Origin of the sequence: Ensifer sp. Root142, assembly GCF_001426785.1 — a bacterium.
GTDB classification, from domain to species: domain Bacteria; phylum Pseudomonadota; class Alphaproteobacteria; order Rhizobiales; family Rhizobiaceae; genus Ensifer; species Ensifer canadensis.
The window spans coordinates 38,768-55,820 of record NZ_LMFK01000011.1; the positions used below are offsets into that span (position 1 = coordinate 38,768).

The window sequence follows — 17,053 nt, forward strand, 5'->3', positions numbered from 1 at the left end:
ACAATGCAGGCGGGATGCAGGCGATATCGGCGGCTGTCTTCGATCCTCTTGACCGTGCGGCGAATGCGAGCCGGAAGCGAGGCGCATCCGATGCGCGCCCTCGGCGCTTGTCCTCAAAGGTGAGTTTACAAAAGTATTATTATATGATTTTTTGAAACTGCTGCGAGGAGAGCAGCTTTCTTTGGGAGGAAATCATGAAATTCGCCAAAGCACTCGCGAGTGCAACGATCCTTGCTGCCTGCACGTTTGGCAGCGCATCTGCCGCAGATCTCGTTGTCGGTTTTTCGCAGATCGGCTCGGAGTCCGGCTGGCGCGCTGCAGAGACGACGCTGACGAAGCAGCAGGCTGAAGAGCGCGGCATCGACCTGAAATTCGCCGATGCCCAGCAGAAACAGGAAAACCAGATCAAGGCGCTACGCTCGTTCATCGCCCAGGGTGTCAACGCCATCCTGCTTGCCCCCGTCGTCGCCACCGGTTGGGACGAGGTTCTCGAGGAAGCCAAGGACGCGGAAATCCCCGTCATCCTGCTCGACCGAACCGTCGATGCGTCCGACGAGCTGTACATGACCGCCGTCACGTCTGACCTCGTGCATGAAGGCAATGTCGCCGGCAAATGGCTTGCCGACACGGTTGCCGGCAAGCCGTGCAACATCGTCGAACTCCAGGGCACGACAGGGTCTTCACCGGCGATCGATCGCAAGAAGGGCTTCGAGCAGGCGCTTTCCGGCCACGACAACCTGAAGATCGTCCGCAGCCAGACCGGCGACTTCACCCGCACCAAGGGCAAGGAAGTCATGGAAAGCTTCCTCAAGGCCGAAGACGGCGGCAAGAATATCTGCGCGCTCTACGCCCACAACGACGACATGGCGGTCGGCGCCATCCAGGCGATCAAGGAAGCCGGCCTGAAGCCGGGCAGCGACATCCTCGTCGTTTCGATCGATGCCGTGCCGGATATCTTCCAGGCGATGGCCGCGGGCGAAGCCAACGCCACCGTCGAACTGACCCCGAACATGGCAGGCCCCGCTTTCGACGCGCTCGCCGCGTTCCAGAAGGACGGAACAAAGCCGCCGAAGTGGATCCAGACGGAATCGAAGCTCTACACCCAGGCCGACGATCCGATGAAGATCTACGAAGCGAAGAAGGGTCTCGGTTACTGATCCCGCGACCGGCGTCGACGCGAACCGTCGGCGCCTGTTGTCACAAGCCAGACGATCGATACTGCGGAGTTGGACGACGGAACGGGCTCGCCCGCCTCGTTGTCGCCGCGGGCTCGATGTCCGGTCGGCATGCTTCGCTCGAGCACGAGGATCGAGGTGAAGCATGCTGATTTTCGGAACACTGAAGTAATGCGGCGTGCTCGACTGAGTGCGCCGCGTTCCAGTCAGGGAGGGATCATGCAGACCATCGGCGACAACCTGCTTTCGGCGACCCGGATCGACAAGGTCTTTCCCGGTGCGAGAGCCCTGGACAAGGTTGACTTTCATTTGCGCAGAGGCGAGGTCCATGCGCTTCTCGGCGAGAACGGCGCCGGCAAGTCGACGCTGGTCAAATGCCTCACCGGCGCGTACCGGCGCGACGGGGGCATGATCCTGCTCGACGGCGTCGAGATCGATCCGCGCGATACGTTCAATGCGCAGAAGCTCGGCATCGGCACCGTCTATCAGGAGGTCAACCTGCTGCCGAACCTGACGGTAGCGGAAAACCTTTTCCTCGGCCGACAGCCGCGCCGGTTGGGTTTCGTCGATGTCCGCGCCATGAACCGTCAGGCGCGCGCACTGCTTGAAAACTACGAGCTCGACCTCGACGTCACCCGCGCGCTCGACAGCTATTCCGTCGCCATACAGCAGGTCGTCGCGATCGCCCGCGCCGTCGATCTCTCCGGCAAGGTGCTGATCCTCGACGAGCCGACGGCAAGTCTCGACGCCCACGAAGTCGAGATGCTGTTTCGCATCATCCGGCGACTGAAGGCGCGTGGCCTCGGCATTGTCTTCATCACCCATTTCCTCGAACAGGTGTACGAAATCTCCGACCGCATCACTGTGCTTCGCAACGGCCAGCTGGTTGGCACCCGAGACACGGCGTCACTCGAGCGGCGCGACCTGATTTCGATGATGATCGGCCGCGAGCTTGCAGCGGAAATCCGCTCTGCGCGCGAAGGAGCGGATCTCACCGGATCGGTGCGCTATCGCTTCCGCAATTTTGGCCGCAAGGGCCACGTCTCCCCCTTCGACCTCGATTTGAGGGCGGGCGAAGTTGTCGGCATTGCCGGGCTTCTCGGCTCCGGCCGCACGGAGACGGCCGAGATCCTCTTTGGTGCCCATCGCGCCGACAGCGGCACGGCTGAAGTCGACGGCAAGACCGTCCAGCTATCGTCGCCGCGCCAGGCGATCGCGCGACGGTTCGGCTTCTGCCCCGAGGACCGCAAGACCGCGGGCATCGTCGGAGATCTCTCGGTGCGCGAAAACATCGTGCTCGCCCTTCAGGCGCGACGCGGCTGGACCCGTCCGATCTCCCGTACCGAGCAGAACCGCCTGGCGGACCACTATATCAGGGCGCTCGACATCCGCACGGCCGATCGCGAAAAGCCGATCCGACTGCTTTCCGGCGGCAACCAGCAGAAAGCCATTCTTGCCCGTTGGCTAGCAACGGAACCCGAATTCCTGATCCTCGACGAGCCGACGCGCGGCATCGACGTTGGCGCGCATGCCGAGATCGTCCGGCTCATCGAGGGTCTGCGCGAGAAAGGCATGTCGCTGATGGTCATATCGTCGGAGATCGAGGAACTCGTTGCCTACAGCACGCGCATCGTGGTGCTGCGCGACCGCCAGCACGTCGCCTCGCTCGAAGGCGATCGGATCACGGCGGACCAGATCATCGAGGCCATCGCATCGGCGAATGAACGGGGAGCGGCATGACAGCAATACTTAGGGGCTATGCGATCAGGCTCCTACCGCAGCTGATAGCGCTGGCGGTCATTCTCCTGATGGTATCCTTCGTGTTCCCGGGCTTCTTCCGCCTCGAAATCCAGAACGGCCGCCTCTATGGCAGTCTCATCGACATCCTCAACCGCGGCGCCCCTGTGGTTCTGCTCGCGATCGGCATGACCGTCGTTATCGCCACCAAGGGCATCGATCTTTCTGTCGGCGCCGTGATGGCGATCTGCGGGGCAGTCGCCGCCTCGTCGATCACGTCGGGCCACTCGCTGGCGATGACGCTTCTGATCACCCTTGGCACCGGCATTCTCTGCGGTCTCTGGAACGGTATCCTCGTCGCCATTCTCGATATCCAGCCCATCATCGCAACGCTGGTTCTGATGGTCGCCGGGCGCGGCATCGCTCAGCTCGTCACCGAAGGCGCGATCCTCACCTTCAACGATGAGGGGCTGATTTTTCTTGGCAGCGGCTCATTCGCTTGGCTGCCCCTGCCCGTGATCATCTGGCTGATCTTCGGCATCCTGGTAGCGCTGATCGTGCGAAAGACGGCGCTTGGCATGCTGATCGAGGCGATCGGCGTCAACCGCCAGGCAAGCACGCTATCCGGTGTGCTGACGCCGGTGCTGCTGATCGCTGCCTATATGCTATCAGGCCTTTGTGCCGCGATTGCCGGCATTATCGCCGCCGCCGACATCAAGGGCGCCGACGCCAACAATGCCGGGCTCTGGCTCGAACTCGACGCCATTCTTGCGGTCGTCATCGGCGGCACCTCGCTTCTCGGCGGCCGCTTCAGCATCGCCGCCTCCGTGCTCGGCGCCATCATCATCCAGTCGATCAACACCGGCATCCTGCTTTCCGGCTTTCCGCCGGAATTCAACCTGATCATCAAGGCGGCGATCATCGTCTTCATTCTCGTGCTGCAGTCGCCACCGGTTCGAAACGCCTTCACCTTTGTCGCGCTTCTGCGCGCCAGCAGAAAACCGACGGAGCGGCAAGCGCGATGAAACCCAAATACCTGCCGCTGACCGCAACCATCGTCATCTTCGTCTTGAGCTATGCGCTTTGCGTGGCGCAGTATCCCAACATCCTGTCGACGCGGGTCATCGGCAACCTGCTGACCGACAACGCCTTCCTCGGCATCGCCGCCGTCGGCATGACCTTCGTGATCCTGTCCGGCGGCATCGACCTTTCGATCGGCTCGGTGATCGCCTTCACCGGTGTGTTCCTGGCCGTCGTGCTGGAGAATAGCGGCGCCCATCCGCTCGCCGTCTTCGCCATGGTGCTGTTGATCACGACGTTCTTCGGAGCGGTAATGGGCGCCATCATCCACTATCTGGAGATGCCGGCCTTCATCGTCACGCTCGCCGGCATGTTTCTGGCCCGCGGCATGGCCTTCGTGCTGTCGATCGATTCCATCGCCATCAAGCATCCGTTCTACGGCACGTTGAAGGGTTTTTATTACAAGCTTCCCGGCGGCGGCAGGATCACGCTCATCGGTGGGCTGATGCTGCTCGTCTTTGGCATCGGCATCCTCATTGCCCACCGCACCCGCTTCGGCACCGACGTCTATGCCCTCGGCGGCGGCACCGCCACCGCCAAGCTGATGGGCGTACCGGTCGGACGCACCACCATCATGATCTACGCATTGTCAGGTTTGCTCGCGGGCCTTTCCGGCATCGTGTTCTCGCTTTACACCTCGGCCGGCTACTCGCTTGCGGCCGTCGGCGTCGAACTCGATGCGATCACTGCGGTGGTGATCGGCGGCACGCTTTTGACCGGCGGCTCCGGCTTTGTTGCCGGGACCTTCATCGGTATCCTCATCCAGGGCTTGATCCAGACCTACATCACCTTCGACGGCTCGCTTTCCAGCTGGTGGACGAAGATCCTGATCGGCCTGTTGCTGTTCGTCTTCATCCTCATGCAGAAGGGCATCGTATACGTGTCCCGCAACGAACAGCGGCACGTCTAGGAAGGGCATGGGTGCACCTCATGCTGCCAGGAACCTTCGCAAAGCAACCTGTGAAACGCTCAAGCCACGGCCATGTCGTGGACGAGCTCGGGCGCGCGGTGGTCGGCGGAGAGTTCTTAGCCGGCGATATTCTGCCTGGTGACGTCGAGCTGGCGGCACGCTTCAAGGTGTCGCGCACCGTGCTGCGCGAGGCAATGAAGACGCTCGCGGCCAAAGGTCTGGTGTTCCCGCGCGCGCGCATCGGGACGCGGGTCATGCCGCGGGCGCATTGGAACCTGTTCGACAGCGACGTGCTTTCCTGGCATTTCAGCGTTGGCGTCGACGAGGAGTTTTTGAATCACCTGAGCGAAATCAGGCTGGCGCTCGAACCCTTTGCGGCAGCGCTTGCGGCTGAGCGCGCCACCGACGCCGACATCGCCCAGATGATGCGGCTCGCCGTTGCCATGGGCAATGAAGACCACAGCGCCGAAACGCTGGCGCATGCCGACCTCGAATTCCACCTGCATCTCCTCGAAGCGTCCCTCAACCCGTTCATGCGCACGGTGGGCAGCCTGATCGAGGCGGCACTGATCGGCGTCTTCAAACTCACCAATCCTTCCGCCGACCGCAGCGAAATCGACCGCGTCGCCGTGACCCATATCCGCATCGTCGAGGAAATCCGCCGCGGTGATGCCAAAGGCGCCCGACATGCAATGGAAGACGTGATCCGGGCCGGCCAACAGCGGCTGATGTCGGACCTGACGATGCGACAAACCAGGCCGTCATAGCGCGCAGGAAATACCGAGTTCGGCGTCCCCGACCCCTGCTAATCGCCGCCCCCGTCATTTGCGAAACCTTTAAGATTCTGGCGCATAACGTCCCGCAGAATCCAGGAGTTGACGGTGGAAGCGCTACATACCCCGACGATCATGATCAGCTCCTTCGCGACGTTGGTGGTCTTTGCAGTCTTCTTCGCGCTCGCGTCACGCCAGGAGCGCAACAGCCTGGAACTGAGGCTGTGGTCCTGCGCATTTCTGGTCGCCGCACTTGGATTTACCCTGCTTGCCTTCCGAGGTCCGGGTCATTCCTTCGTCCCGGTGACGCTGGGCAACGCCCTGACGGTTCTGGGCTTGGCGCTCATCTGGCTCGGCCTGCGCGCCTTCGACAATCAACCGCTGAAGATCGCGTCCGCATTGGCCGGGCCGGTGTTGTGGTTGCTGGTCACCGGTTTTTCCGATTATGTCCAGAACAATGTCACCAGCAGGATCGTGCTGTTTTCCGCGCTGATCTTCGTCTATTCGGCGATGATCGCGGTCGAGATTTTCCGCTCCGACAATTTCCGCAGGCTTCCAAGCTCTTACATCGTCGCATTTCTCTTCGCCACGCATGGCCTGTTCTATCTCGTGCGCATCCCGCTGATCTTCGTCTGGCCGCTTTTCGGCAACACGGCGTCGGGCGCCGAACAGCCGATATGGTATCAGCTGCTGACCTTCGAACTCTTCATCCACAGTCTTGCGGGCGGGTTCTCGTTCTTCGCGCTGATCAAAGAAAGAACGCAGTACAGATACAAGCTGGCGTCGGAAACCGACGCCCTCACCGGTGTGCAGAACCGGCGCGCTTTCATGGCGAGCGTCGACGCCTATCTGGCGACAAGACCCGATGATGGAGCGTTGATGTACATGGACATCGACCACTTCAAGGCGATCAACGATCGCCATGGACACGCTGTCGGCGACAAGGTGCTCATCGAGTGCGCGGCGGTCATCTCGCAAGCCGTTGGCGGCAAGGGCTTCCTCTCGCGCATGGGCGGCGAAGAGTTTGCGGCCTGCTTCCCCGGGGTCGACCGATCGCAGGCCGCAGCCATCGCCGAGGACATCCGCAGTGCCTTCGAGCAGGCGCGGGTCAGGGCCGGAAACACGACGCTTTCGGCGACCGTCAGCGTCGGTGTTGCCTTTGTCGCAAGGCAACAGGAGGCAAGCGAGCTTCTGTCTTCCGCCGATCGAGCGCTCTATGCGGCAAAGGCGGCAGGGCGAAACGCGGTCTGGATCGCCGGCAAGGACAGCGCTCCCCAGTTCGCATCGGGGCTGGCGGCCCAACCGAACGAGAGAGCGCCTTCCCCGGGGAGGACCGAGAGAGGTCCGATGGCTAACTGCGCCTGAGCCGTCGCTATCGTCGTACCGGCAACTGAGGCGCAAGCAGCCGCCGGCAACACGCCTCGCCTCAAGCCTTCTGCATCAAGGCAATGGTGCGGTCGAGCGCGGTTGCAAACCCCTTGAGCGAGATCGAGAAACTGACCTCCTTCTCGGTGTCGCTGGCAAAGGCGACGAGCTTCAGCACCTTGCCGCCACGCAGCAGCTTGATCGTCTCCTCATTGAACGTCAGCGCGACGATGCATCCGACCGGCATGCAGGTTCGAAACCGCGAGGGTTTGCTACCCGTGGCATCATCGACCCCAAGAGAGACGCCCTTGTCCAGGTAGAGACCGAAAGGCAGCGCGAGCTGTCCCTGGAGGCCAGCGCCGTCGACCGGTTCAAGTTCCAGCGTCAGCACGCGCTGTCCGCTCTGGTGAACCTGGCGCTGCGAAAGAACACACCTGCGATTGCCGTCTGTCACCGCGCAGGCGACGCTCCAGTCGTCGTAGGTCTCGGCGAGCGAAGAGGGGGCCGTCGCGTCCTTCGGCGCCTCCTGCGCATAGAGCGGGTTGGTGGCGACGATCGTCGCCATCAACGTTGCGGTGATCCAGCGTAAAAGCCGCATCAGAAGCGCACATCAAGCTTGGCATCGACGGCATTCTGCGTCGTGCCTGAGCCGAACTGGCCGGTGTAGGTGATGCCGAGGCTCGCAGTGTCGGTCAGCGCGAAATCAATGCCGGCCTCGATGATCGCCGCATCCTCGGCGATCGGCGTACCGGCAACCGAGAAGGCACTGCCCGTGCCGAAAGCCATCGTCGAGAAAGGCGTTGTATCGCCAAAGGCGTGCTGCCAACCAAGCATGCCGCGCACCTTGGCATTGGTGGCCCCCAGACTGAGAGGGGCCGACGCACGAAGACCGAGCGTCGTGAAGGTCGTATCGGTCGTGTTGCTCCTGCTCGACAGAGCCGCCGCAGCACCACTCTCAGTGAAACCGTCGGTGTGAAGGCTGACATAGGCGAGGTTCGCGAAGGGCTCGAGCGCTACGCTCGGCAGGTCGATACGGTATCCGACTTCGCCGAACGCCTGGAATGTGCCGGCATCATAGTCGGCCTTCAACGCGTCCCGGAAACCTGGGAAGACGACCGCTCTCTCCGTCTCGATCGAATGCCAGGTATAGGCAAGGCCGGACCGCAACGCGACATCGCCCCAACGGCCGCCACCGTAGACGCCGAGATGGTAGTTGTCGCTGTCGCCGCTCGAAGCACGGCTGTCGACGTCGAAATTCGTCCGGCTGTAGCCGGCCATGATGCCAACCAACGCATTGTCCGAGACCGCCGCATCGAAGCCGGTGATGAAGCCACCCGTCGACTGATCGAGTTGGCCGGTATTGCCGTTGCCATCGGTGTTGGTCCAGGAGCCGAAAACCTGTCCCCAGCCGACCATTGGCGGCGGCGGGACGGCGACCGCGTCGATCGCGGCGACTGCACCGGTCGTGATCTTGTCCTCCGGCCCGTAGGCCAGAACCGGGACATTCGCAGCAGCAACGTCGCCGAAAGCGTCGCGAATGCGGTCGTTCGCCGCGTTGCGCAGCAAGCTGCTGTCATTGATCAGCGCTGTCTGTGCCGAAGCATGAACCTCGCCGGACAGGCGGTCGAAGGCACCACGCGCATTGGCGGCGTCGAGCCTCAGGAGAATGTTGTAGAGCGCAAGCGATGGCCCGCTCTGCGCAAGCGTGTTGAGGGCGAGCGCCGTGTTCCTCTGATTGCCGCTGATGGCCACGCGTTCGAACTTGGCCGACGTGCCCGGCGTGCCCGGGTTCGGGTTTCCAGGGTTGGGATTGCCAGGGTTCGGGTTGCCGGGATTGGGATTGCCCGGGTTCGGGTTGCCGGGATTTGGATTACCGGGGTTCGGGTTGCCAGGATTGGGATTACCAGGATTAGGTGTACCCGTATCCTTGATCGCGATCTTGAGATCGACCTGCTTGTCCTTCTGCTCCAGCGTGACATCGAGAAAGGCGGACTTCGAAATCGCCTGGGCAAACTGACCGTCGACACCGTTTTCCGCGGTCAGAATGGTATAGGTGTGGCCGTTCTGGTAGCTGGTATTGGCATCGAGCGCGGTCACCTCGACATTGACGCCATTGCCGATCGTCGCGACGCCATCGCCCCGCACGCCGTTCTGCAAGCCCTTGACGGCGATCCTGTCGGCGCGACCGTCGCCGGCGATGTCGGCCTCGTAGATCGAGCCGTCGCTCATTTCCAGTTGCCCCATGATCGTCAGCGTGCCGGTCGAATTGTTTCCCGGTGCAATGACCGCTCTCTTGTCGACCGCGGTGGTCCCAATAGTGCCGGATCCGCCAAGGCGGCCGAAAGCCGTCGAGGCCGGATTGCCAATGCGGTTCAGCGTTTCCCCCCAGACGACGACGGAATTGGTGTAGGTCTTTCCGTCAAGAAAAGTTGTCTGCACTCTTCCCGCTTCGCCATCGACGATCAGGGTTCCATCCTTCACGTCGAACCGGGTCGTGCTGTAGTCCAAGGGGCCCGTGTCCGCGTCGTTATCGATTGTGTCGAGGTTGCTCTTGAGAACCAGCTTACCGCCGGAGACGTTCACCTTGCCGTGGAACTTCGTCAGGTCGCCGCTCACGACCGTTTCGCCCGAGAAATTGTTGATCGACCCTTGGCCACCGATCGTGTTGGCAAATTCATAGCCGGTGTTCGTGTGGTTGAAATTGACGTGCCCCTTCCTTGGGCCGAAATCGATCTTCGAGGAGGGATCGACCGTGCCGGCCGCCTGCGCCTGCCGAGCGATCGGGCCGCCGACACGATCCATATCGACCTTGCCGCCGATCGAAAGACTGCCCATGCCTTCCCGGATCGCACCACCGACGCCAGAAAGGACGATACCACCGCCCGCTGACAGCTTTGCGCCGTTGGCGACCGAAAGGTTGACGTCTCCGGCCTCGCCAATCGTCAGCTTGTCATTGACCTTGAACTCGCTGCCAGCGCCGTCGACAGACACTTGAATGGTGTCGACGCTCTCATCCTCCCGGAGGGTCGCGGTGTTGGTCGAGACCACGGCGCCCTTCTCGATCGTGAAGCTGTCGCCGATCGTAAAGTCGCCGGCGTTGATCCAGCGCGAATTCTCGCCGCTCACCAGAACCGTGCCGTTCTCGAAAATGGCCTTGTTGGAGTTGATGACGCCACCGTCCTCGATCCTGACCGCGCCAGTGTTGAGCGTCAGTGCGCCGAAGGCGACGCCCAGAAAATCGGTGCTGAGCATGGATCCGGCACCGCGAACCACGAGCGTTCCGTCGCCTTCCTGCAAGGCACCGATGTAGGTCTCCTTCGCCGAGACTTTGCCGCCATTCTCGACGATCAGCGTGCCCTTGCCGCCGTAGATGCCGCCCTCGAAACCCCCGACGAAAAGCACGCGGTAGCCGCGCGGATCTGGATCGACGATATCCCAGGTCGAGCCGGGACCGGAAACGACGACCGTTCCGACCGAGCCCTTGCCGTCAGCGATGTAGCCGCCCTTGCTTTCGACGGAGGCGCCGTCCTTGATCGTCAGAGTAGCGCCACTGGGACCGCCGCGGATCACGAGATTGCCGTTGATCGTCTGGTCGGTGGTCCAGGTCGTGTCGTTTGGAACGAGCAATCCGGCCGCTTTCGCCGGCGACGGGACGAACGGCACGGCCGCCAGCATGATCGAGACAAGACCGGCGCGTCCAAGCGCAGTCGAGCTCAGAAGGTTGATCCTCAAAACGTCCGCCTTCACACAGGTATTCAATGTCTGCCCCTTTTCATTTGCGTTCGTCAGCGCACAACCCCCAGGCGAATACGAGCCAGGGGGCGGCGGGTCATCGGGCGCTATAGCAAGCCGGGGAAAGGGGAGAATTCTGCTTTCTGCAAACGGCAAATTGCAGCGCCCAAAGGTTGGGGCTTTCTGCGAACGGCTCGATTTCGCCGACGAACGGCAATCGACAACCATCTCGGCTTGAGGGATAAACCCACATGGCACGAGGAGATGACACGGCTTCGCCGGAAGAGACTCAGTATACCGCAGGTGTTCGCCGTGCGACCCTTTCCTACGGCTTCCTCTATCAATTCATGCAGGGCGTCATCACCAGCGTACTATGGGCAGTCCTCGGATATGACCCAATAGAAGTTGCGCCGATCACCTTGATCCTGGTGTTGAACGGCACGCTGATGTCCTATGCGATGGCAGCCACGCTCTTCAGGTGCAGGGAGCGTTCCATTCTCTTCAAGCTCCTGGTCGGCTCCGCCTTGTCGCTCGTCGCGGCAGTGATCAACGCCGGCGTCGACCTCGCTTGCCACTTTCTTATCGCGCATGGCGATCCGGCCGACGTCAACTGGACCAACGTCGCCTATACCGTCATCTATTGCGTGGCGCTGTTCCACGGATGGGCCTTCTTCTACATTGCGCTTCTCTCCAATTTTGAGTTGCGCGAACGCGAACGGCGCCTGGCCTTGACGCGAGAAGAAGCGTTAACGGCGCAGATGCGGGCGCTGCGCTACCAGGTCAACCCGCACTTCCTGTTCAACACCTTGAATTCGATCGCCGGGCTGATCGAGGAAGGTGCTTCGACGGCGGCGGGCCGCATGGTGCTTTCGCTCTCCTCCTTCCTGCGCACGACGCTCGAACTCGACCCAATGCAGGACGTCTGTCTCGCCGACGAGCTGGCGCTGCAGATCGGCTATCTCAACATCGAGGGCGAGCGCTTCTCGGACCGCATGCGACTGAAGCTCGACATCGCACCCGGCCTGGAGCAGGCGCTCGTGCCGAGCCTCATTCTCCAGCCGCTGATCGAGAATGCGGTGAAACACGGCGTCGGCAGTTCGGCCGGCGCGGTCGAAATCCTGATCAGCGCGGCACGTCACGGTGAAACCCTCGAGCTTTCCGTCGAAAACGACCTGACGATCGAACCGCAATGCGCGACCAAAAAGCCTCCGGGAACGGGTACAGGCCTCAAGAATGTCGCCGACCGCATCAGGGCCCGATTTCCGGAGATGGGGGCCTTCATTTCCGGTCTTGTCGCACCGCACCGCTTTCGGGCGGCGATCACCATGCCCTTGAGGCTGGCATGACGCTAAGGCCTCCGCGGAGCGGCAGGCCGGCAAAAGCAACGGGGTTTGCATTCCGCAAGCGGCAAATAGCAGCGCCCGAAAGGTCGGGACTTTCTGCAAACGGCTTGATTTCGCCGACGAACGGCAATCGACATTGGCGGCCGGTTGAACGATAAAAATGGCATGAAACCCAAGGACGAAACAAAATCGCCGGACGAAAGCGCCTATATCGGCAGCGTTCGGCGCACGACGCTCTGGCTCGGTTTTCTCTATTGGTTCGTGGAATTTCTCATCAGCAGTATCCTGTGGGGCATACTCGGAACCGATCCGATCGTGTCTGCCCCCGGCAAATTGCTGCTGATGTCCTGTGGCATGGTTCTTTCCTACGGTATCGCGGCGGCGATGTTTCGGGTCAGGCACCGGCATATAGCCACCAAGATCGTCGTTGGATTCTCCACCTCTCTCATTGCCGCCTTTGCCAATACCGGCATCGACTTCCTGCTCTATGTTTTATTCGTGCGTCCCGACCCGATCACGGTCGACTGGACGAATACCGGTTACACGCTCGTCTACAGCATGGCGACGTTCGTGGGGTGGTCGTTCTTCTTCGTCGCGCTGCTCTACAGCTTCGAGCTGCGTGAGCGCGAACGGCGCCTGGCGATCTCGCGGGAGGAAGCACTGGCCGCGCAAATGCGTGCGCTCCGATACCAGGTCAATCCGCACTTTCTGTTCAATACGCTGAACTCCATCACCGGCCTGATCGAGGAAGGGCAGACCATTGCAGCGACCCGCATGGTGATGTCGCTTTCGAACTTTCTGCGCACGACGTTGGAGCTCGACCCGCTGCACGACGTGCGGCTTGCGGATGAACTCGCCCTGCAAACCGGATATCTGCATATCGAAGGCGAGCGTTACTCCGACCGGATGAAGCTGCGGATGGACATCGCCAATGGCCTGGAAGAGGCTCTGGTGCCAAGTCTGATCCTGCAGCCCTTGATCGAGAACGCCGTGAAACACGGCGTCGGCCGCTCTCCTGATCAGGTTGAGATCGTCATCAGCGCGGCCAAGGTCGGCCATGCGCTCGAGATCGCCGTCGAAAACGATATCGCGCCGGAGACCGGGGGCGGGCGACGCCAGTCTTCCGGCACCGGGATCGGTCTCAAGAATGTCGCCGATCGGGTGCAGGCGCGCTTTCCAGGCGTCGGCGCCTGTGTATCCGGCCTTGTAACGCCCAAGCGTTTCAGAGCAGCAATCACAATGCCCCTGAGGCTCGCATGAACGAAATCCAGATAGAGCCCCTGTCGATCCTCGTCATCGATGACGAGCCCCTGGCGCGTCGCCGGCTTATACGCCTGCTCGGGGCCATGCCCGGGATCAAGATCGTCGGGACGGCCGGCAATGTGCAGCAGGCCTGCGTTCTCGTCGCCGAACTTTTGCCGGACGTGATCCTGCTCGACATCCAGATGCCCGGCGGCACCGGCTTCGACATTTTGGAACGGTTGGGCAACAACGCACCTGCCGTCGTTTTCGTGACCGCCTTCGATCACTATGCCCTTCGCGCCTTCGAGGCCGCCGCGGTCGACTATGTCACCAAACCGATCGAGCCCAATCGTCTACGAACTGCGATTGATCGGGCCCGCATGGCGATTGCGGCACGAACAAGCGCCGAACGCGTGCTGGAACTCAACGAAACCGTGCGGGCGCTCCGGCAGGCGCTTCGCAAGCAGGAGGCGCAGGTCGCCGATATCTGGGTGAAGGCAAGAGGCGAGTTCATTCGCATCGCGCTCGATCGCGTGGTGCGGTTCCAGGCGGAGCGCGACTACGTCCGCATCCACACCGAGAACAAATCCTACCTGCACCACGAGAGCCTGGCTTCACTCGCAGGCCGGCTGGACCCGGCTGAGTTTCTCCGGCTCCACCGAAGCTCGATCGTTCGGCGCCATTGCATCGTCGGCTTGCGGCAGGCGCCCTTCGCCGCCTTGATCGCGCTTCTGTCGGACGGAAGCGAAATCCGCGTCGGGCGAACCTACGTAAAGCAGGTGCGTCCCCTCTCCACAGAGCGCTAGATCACTTCACTGTTTCATCGAAACAGTGAAATGATCTAGCTCGTTGAAATAGCGCAATTCCGGACGGAAAACCGTTTCACACTTTTCGTGGAATTGCTCTAGGACGCCGGCCGGCCGCAGCATCCAACGGCGCACTGTCGCCGATGGCAAAGGTCAGGCTACCATCCCCAACCTGCTAGTCTTCGGTAAAAATCGGGTCCTGCGTGAACATCCCGCCCTGATAGACGGCAAGCGGCGACGAGGTCTCCGGCCGGCCGGGAGAGAGTTCGAGTTCGGCGCGGAAGTGCTCGGCATTGTCGCGAGGTCGCCAGCCGAGATAGGCGGCGTGCGAATTGTCCCACCAGCGGCTGTCATTGTCCGAGATGCCCCAGAGGATGGGGCATCCGAGCATCGGCGCGCGGAACACGCAAGCGATCAGCGCGGCAAAATCGTCATAGGACATCCAGGTCGACAGCATGCGGTGGTTGGTCGGCTTTTCCATGCAGCTGCCGATCCGAACAAGCGCCGTCTCCTGGCCGAATTTCTCAAAATACATCCGGGCCAGCGCCTCGCCGAAACATTTCGACACGCCATAGAGGCCATCAGGGCGCATCGGCGCATCCGCCTCCACGTGCTCGTCCTGCCGGTAGAAGCCGACTGTGTGGTTGGAGCTGGCAAAAAGAATGCGCGGCTGACCGTGCGCCCGTGCGGCCTCGTAGAGATTGTAGAGACCCAGCAGGTTTGCATTGAGGATCTTGGAGAACTTGTCCTCGACCGAGATGCCACCGAGATGAAGAATGGCGTCGCAGCCCTCGACCAGCCGATGCACGGCGGCCGCGTCGCCGAGATCGCAGGGCATGATCTCCTCATGCGGTGCCGCCGTGCCTAGATCGGCAATATCCGAGAGACGCACGATCTCGGCCAGATGAGCCACGCGCGCCCGCATGGCGCGACCCAGTGCCCCCGCCGCACCCGTGATCAACAGTCGCTTCAAGTCCCGTCCTCCGTAACCGGCGCCCTGCAGCCGGTATCCATGCATTGCATTTAAACTCAACTCATCATACAGGTTGATGTTGTCACGTCAATAAATCGGACATGTGATGCCACAAGCCGATTGATGTGGCACACAGGCTGGACAAAACGTACCTACAGGCGGACAAACGACCACGAGAAGGAGACGAGATGAGCGTTCAAACGAAGCTGGAGCCGGGCACCGGAACAGGCACGTTGACGTCGAGGCTCGGCGACACGTTGCGGCGGGCGATCACTGCGGGTCAGTTTCCGCCGGGCAGCAAGTTGCCGAGCGAGGCGCAGCTCTCCGAGGCTCATGGCGTCAGCCGCACGGTCGTGCGCGAGGCGATCGCCGCGCTTCGGGCAGACCGGCTGGTCGAGGCGCGTCAGGGCGCGGGTGTCTTCGTTCTCGATCCCCCACCCGCCGCCGGACCCATACCGCTTTCCCTGCATCATATCGACCCGGCGCGCGTATCCTCCATGATCGAACTGCTGGAGTTGCGAACCGCCGTGGAGGTAGAAGCCGCAGGGCTTGCAGCGCTTCGCCGGTCGCCCGCTCAGGAAGAGGTGATCATCGAAAGACACGATGCGGTACGCGCCTGCCTCAACGCCGGCATCTCCAGCGTCGAAGCCGACTTCGCCCTGCATCTCGCCATAGCCGAGGCCACCAACAATCCGCGCTTCCGCGAGTTCCTGGCGATGATCGGCAGAAACGTCATCCCGCGCGGTGCACTGCGCAACGACGACAGCGAACAGGACCAATCAGCCTATATCGCCATGCTCGACAACGAACACAACGACATCGTTGTCGCCATATCCAACGGCGACGAAGAGGGCGCGCGCGAGGCGATGCGACGCCATCTGCGCGGCAGCCAGGCCCGCTACCGGACACTGCTTCGCGAACAGCGCTCACCTGTACGATAACTCATTGACACAATCTCATCATACATGTACGACAACTTTGCCGGAGGAGGCAGGCAGAGGAAATCGAGTATGACGCCGCAAGAGATCAAGGCCGCGCTCGGCGCCGGTCTGTTGTCGTTTCCCGTGACGCATTTTGATGCCGAGCGAAAGTTCCATCCCGAGAGCTACCGTCGCCATGTCGAATGGCTGTCCGGCTTCGATGCCCCAGTGCTGTTTGCCGCCGGCGGGACCGGCGAGTTCTTTTCGCTTTCGCCTAAGGAAATACCGGGCATCGTCGCCGCCGCTAAAGAAGCTGCCGGCAAAACCGCCATTGTTTCGGGATGCGGCTTCGGCACCGAGATCGGCGTCGAGCTGGCGCGCGCCGTCGAAAAATCCGGCGCTGATGGCATCCTGCTTCTGCCGCATTACTTGATCGACGCACCGCAGGAGGGGCTCTTCGTTCATGTGAGAGAGATCTGCCAGTCCGTCGGCATCGGCGTCATGGTCTATAACCGCGACAACTCGGTGCTGACAGTCGATACGCTGAAGCGTCTGTGCGACGAATGCCCCAACCTCATCGGCTTCAAGGATGGGACGGGCGATATCGGCCTCATCCGCCAGATCACCGCGACGATGGGCGACCGGCTCACCTATCTCGGCGGCATGCCAACGGCCGAACTCTTCGCCGAAGCCTATCTCGGAGCGGGTTTCACCACCTACTCGTCCGCCGTCTTCAATTTCGTGCCGGGGCTCGCCGTCGAGTTCTACAAGGCGTTGCGCGCTGGCAATCGGGCACGCTGCGAAGAGATCCTGCGTGATTTCTTCTACCCCTTCATGGCCATCCGCAACCGCCGCAAGGGCTATGCCGTCGCCGCGATCAAGGCCGGCGTCCGGCTGCAGGGTTTTGATGCGGGCCGCGTGCGGCCGCCGCTCGACGACCTGACGGCGCAGGAAGAAGACATGCTCGCAACGCTTATTGCGCCCTGGAAACGCTAGG

14 protein-coding genes are annotated in these 17,053 nt (G+C 61.8%); 11 read left to right on the plus strand and 3 right to left on the minus strand.

Features of this window, described 5'->3' with window-relative positions:
* The first annotated feature begins 194 nt into the window (after positions 1 to 194).
* The 6 genes from ytfQ to ASD52_RS11785 all read left to right on the plus strand — a co-directional run bounded on the left by ytfQ (position 195) and on the right by ASD52_RS11785 (position 7,040).
* Positions 195 to 1,157, plus strand: coding sequence for a galactofuranose ABC transporter, galactofuranose-binding protein YtfQ (gene ytfQ / locus ASD52_RS11760; protein ID WP_025429934.1), 963 nt, complete (start codon positions 195 to 197; stop codon positions 1,155 to 1,157).
* A gap of 237 nt (positions 1,158 to 1,394) precedes the next feature.
* Positions 1,395 to 2,915: a galactofuranose ABC transporter, ATP-binding protein YtfR gene (gene ytfR / locus ASD52_RS11765; protein ID WP_057224469.1), complete on the plus strand. Its 1,521-nt coding sequence runs from the start codon at positions 1,395 to 1,397 to the stop codon at positions 2,913 to 2,915.
* Positions 2,912 to 3,937, plus strand: coding sequence for an ABC transporter permease (locus ASD52_RS11770; RefSeq protein WP_025429932.1), 1,026 nt, complete (start codon positions 2,912 to 2,914; stop codon positions 3,935 to 3,937). The genes ytfR and ASD52_RS11770 overlap by 4 nt, the downstream gene beginning before the upstream one ends.
* The gene (yjfF, locus tag ASD52_RS11775; protein WP_057224471.1) at positions 3,934 to 4,902 is read left to right on the plus strand and encodes a galactofuranose ABC transporter, permease protein YjfF; all 969 of its coding nucleotides are present in this window, start codon (positions 3,934 to 3,936) and stop codon (positions 4,900 to 4,902) included. The genes ASD52_RS11770 and yjfF overlap by 4 nt, the downstream gene beginning before the upstream one ends.
* Before the next feature lie 23 nt (positions 4,903 to 4,925).
* Complete coding sequence (locus ASD52_RS11780) at positions 4,926 to 5,669, plus strand: FadR/GntR family transcriptional regulator (RefSeq protein WP_082555537.1); 744 nt, start codon at positions 4,926 to 4,928, stop codon at positions 5,667 to 5,669.
* A 114-nt stretch (positions 5,670 to 5,783) separates the two neighbouring features.
* A complete protein-coding gene (locus ASD52_RS11785; RefSeq protein WP_156612966.1) occupies positions 5,784 to 7,040 on the plus strand; it encodes a GGDEF domain-containing protein in 1,257 nt (418 codons plus the stop codon).
* Positions 7,041 to 7,101: 61 nt separating this feature from the next.
* Here the strand turns inward: ASD52_RS11785 and ASD52_RS11790 are convergent, their stop codons facing one another.
* The gene (locus ASD52_RS11790; protein WP_057206068.1) at positions 7,102 to 7,638 is read right to left on the minus strand and encodes an invasion associated locus B family protein; all 537 of its coding nucleotides are present in this window, start codon (positions 7,636 to 7,638) and stop codon (positions 7,102 to 7,104) included.
* On the minus strand, positions 7,638 to 10,772 hold the full coding sequence (locus tag ASD52_RS11795; RefSeq protein WP_162254163.1) for an autotransporter domain-containing protein: 3,135 nt from the start codon (positions 10,770 to 10,772) through the stop codon (positions 7,638 to 7,640). Before ASD52_RS11795 ends, ASD52_RS11790 begins: the two co-directional genes overlap by 1 nt.
* Positions 10,773 to 11,023: 251 nt before the next feature.
* On the opposite strand from ASD52_RS11795, the gene ASD52_RS11800 reads away from it, so the two are divergent.
* The 3 genes from ASD52_RS11800 (at position 11,024) to ASD52_RS11810 (ending at position 14,163) form a co-directional block, all read left to right on the plus strand.
* Entirely contained in the window at positions 11,024 to 12,118 is a 1,095-nt protein-coding gene (locus ASD52_RS11800) for a histidine kinase (protein WP_025429926.1), read from the plus strand.
* Positions 12,119 to 12,280: 162 nt separating this feature from the next.
* On the plus strand, positions 12,281 to 13,375 hold the full coding sequence (locus ASD52_RS11805) for a histidine kinase (protein ID WP_057206062.1): 1,095 nt from the start codon (positions 12,281 to 12,283) through the stop codon (positions 13,373 to 13,375).
* Positions 13,372 to 14,163, plus strand: coding sequence for a LytTR family DNA-binding domain-containing protein (locus ASD52_RS11810; RefSeq protein ID WP_051509268.1), 792 nt, complete (start codon positions 13,372 to 13,374; stop codon positions 14,161 to 14,163). Before ASD52_RS11805 ends, ASD52_RS11810 begins: the two co-directional genes overlap by 4 nt.
* A 175-nt stretch (positions 14,164 to 14,338) precedes the next feature.
* On the opposite strand, the gene ASD52_RS11815 is transcribed toward ASD52_RS11810, so the two are convergent.
* Positions 14,339 to 15,181, minus strand: a complete 843-nt coding sequence (locus tag ASD52_RS11815; protein WP_082571806.1) for an NAD(P)-dependent oxidoreductase — start codon at positions 15,179 to 15,181, stop codon at positions 14,339 to 14,341.
* Between the two features lie 143 nt (positions 15,182 to 15,324).
* On the opposite strand from ASD52_RS11815, the gene ASD52_RS11820 reads away from it, so the two are divergent.
* Together ASD52_RS11820 and kdgD are read left to right on the plus strand one after the other, a co-directional pair.
* Positions 15,325 to 16,077 carry a FadR/GntR family transcriptional regulator gene (locus ASD52_RS11820; protein WP_057224479.1) on the plus strand — a complete coding sequence of 251 codons (753 nt, stop codon included), beginning with the start codon at positions 15,325 to 15,327 and terminating at the stop codon, positions 16,075 to 16,077.
* Positions 16,078 to 16,146: 69 nt separating this feature from the next.
* Positions 16,147 to 17,052, plus strand: a complete 906-nt coding sequence (kdgD, locus tag ASD52_RS11825; protein WP_057224481.1) for a 5-dehydro-4-deoxyglucarate dehydratase — start codon at positions 16,147 to 16,149, stop codon at positions 17,050 to 17,052.
* Position 17,053: the final 1 nt, after the last annotated feature.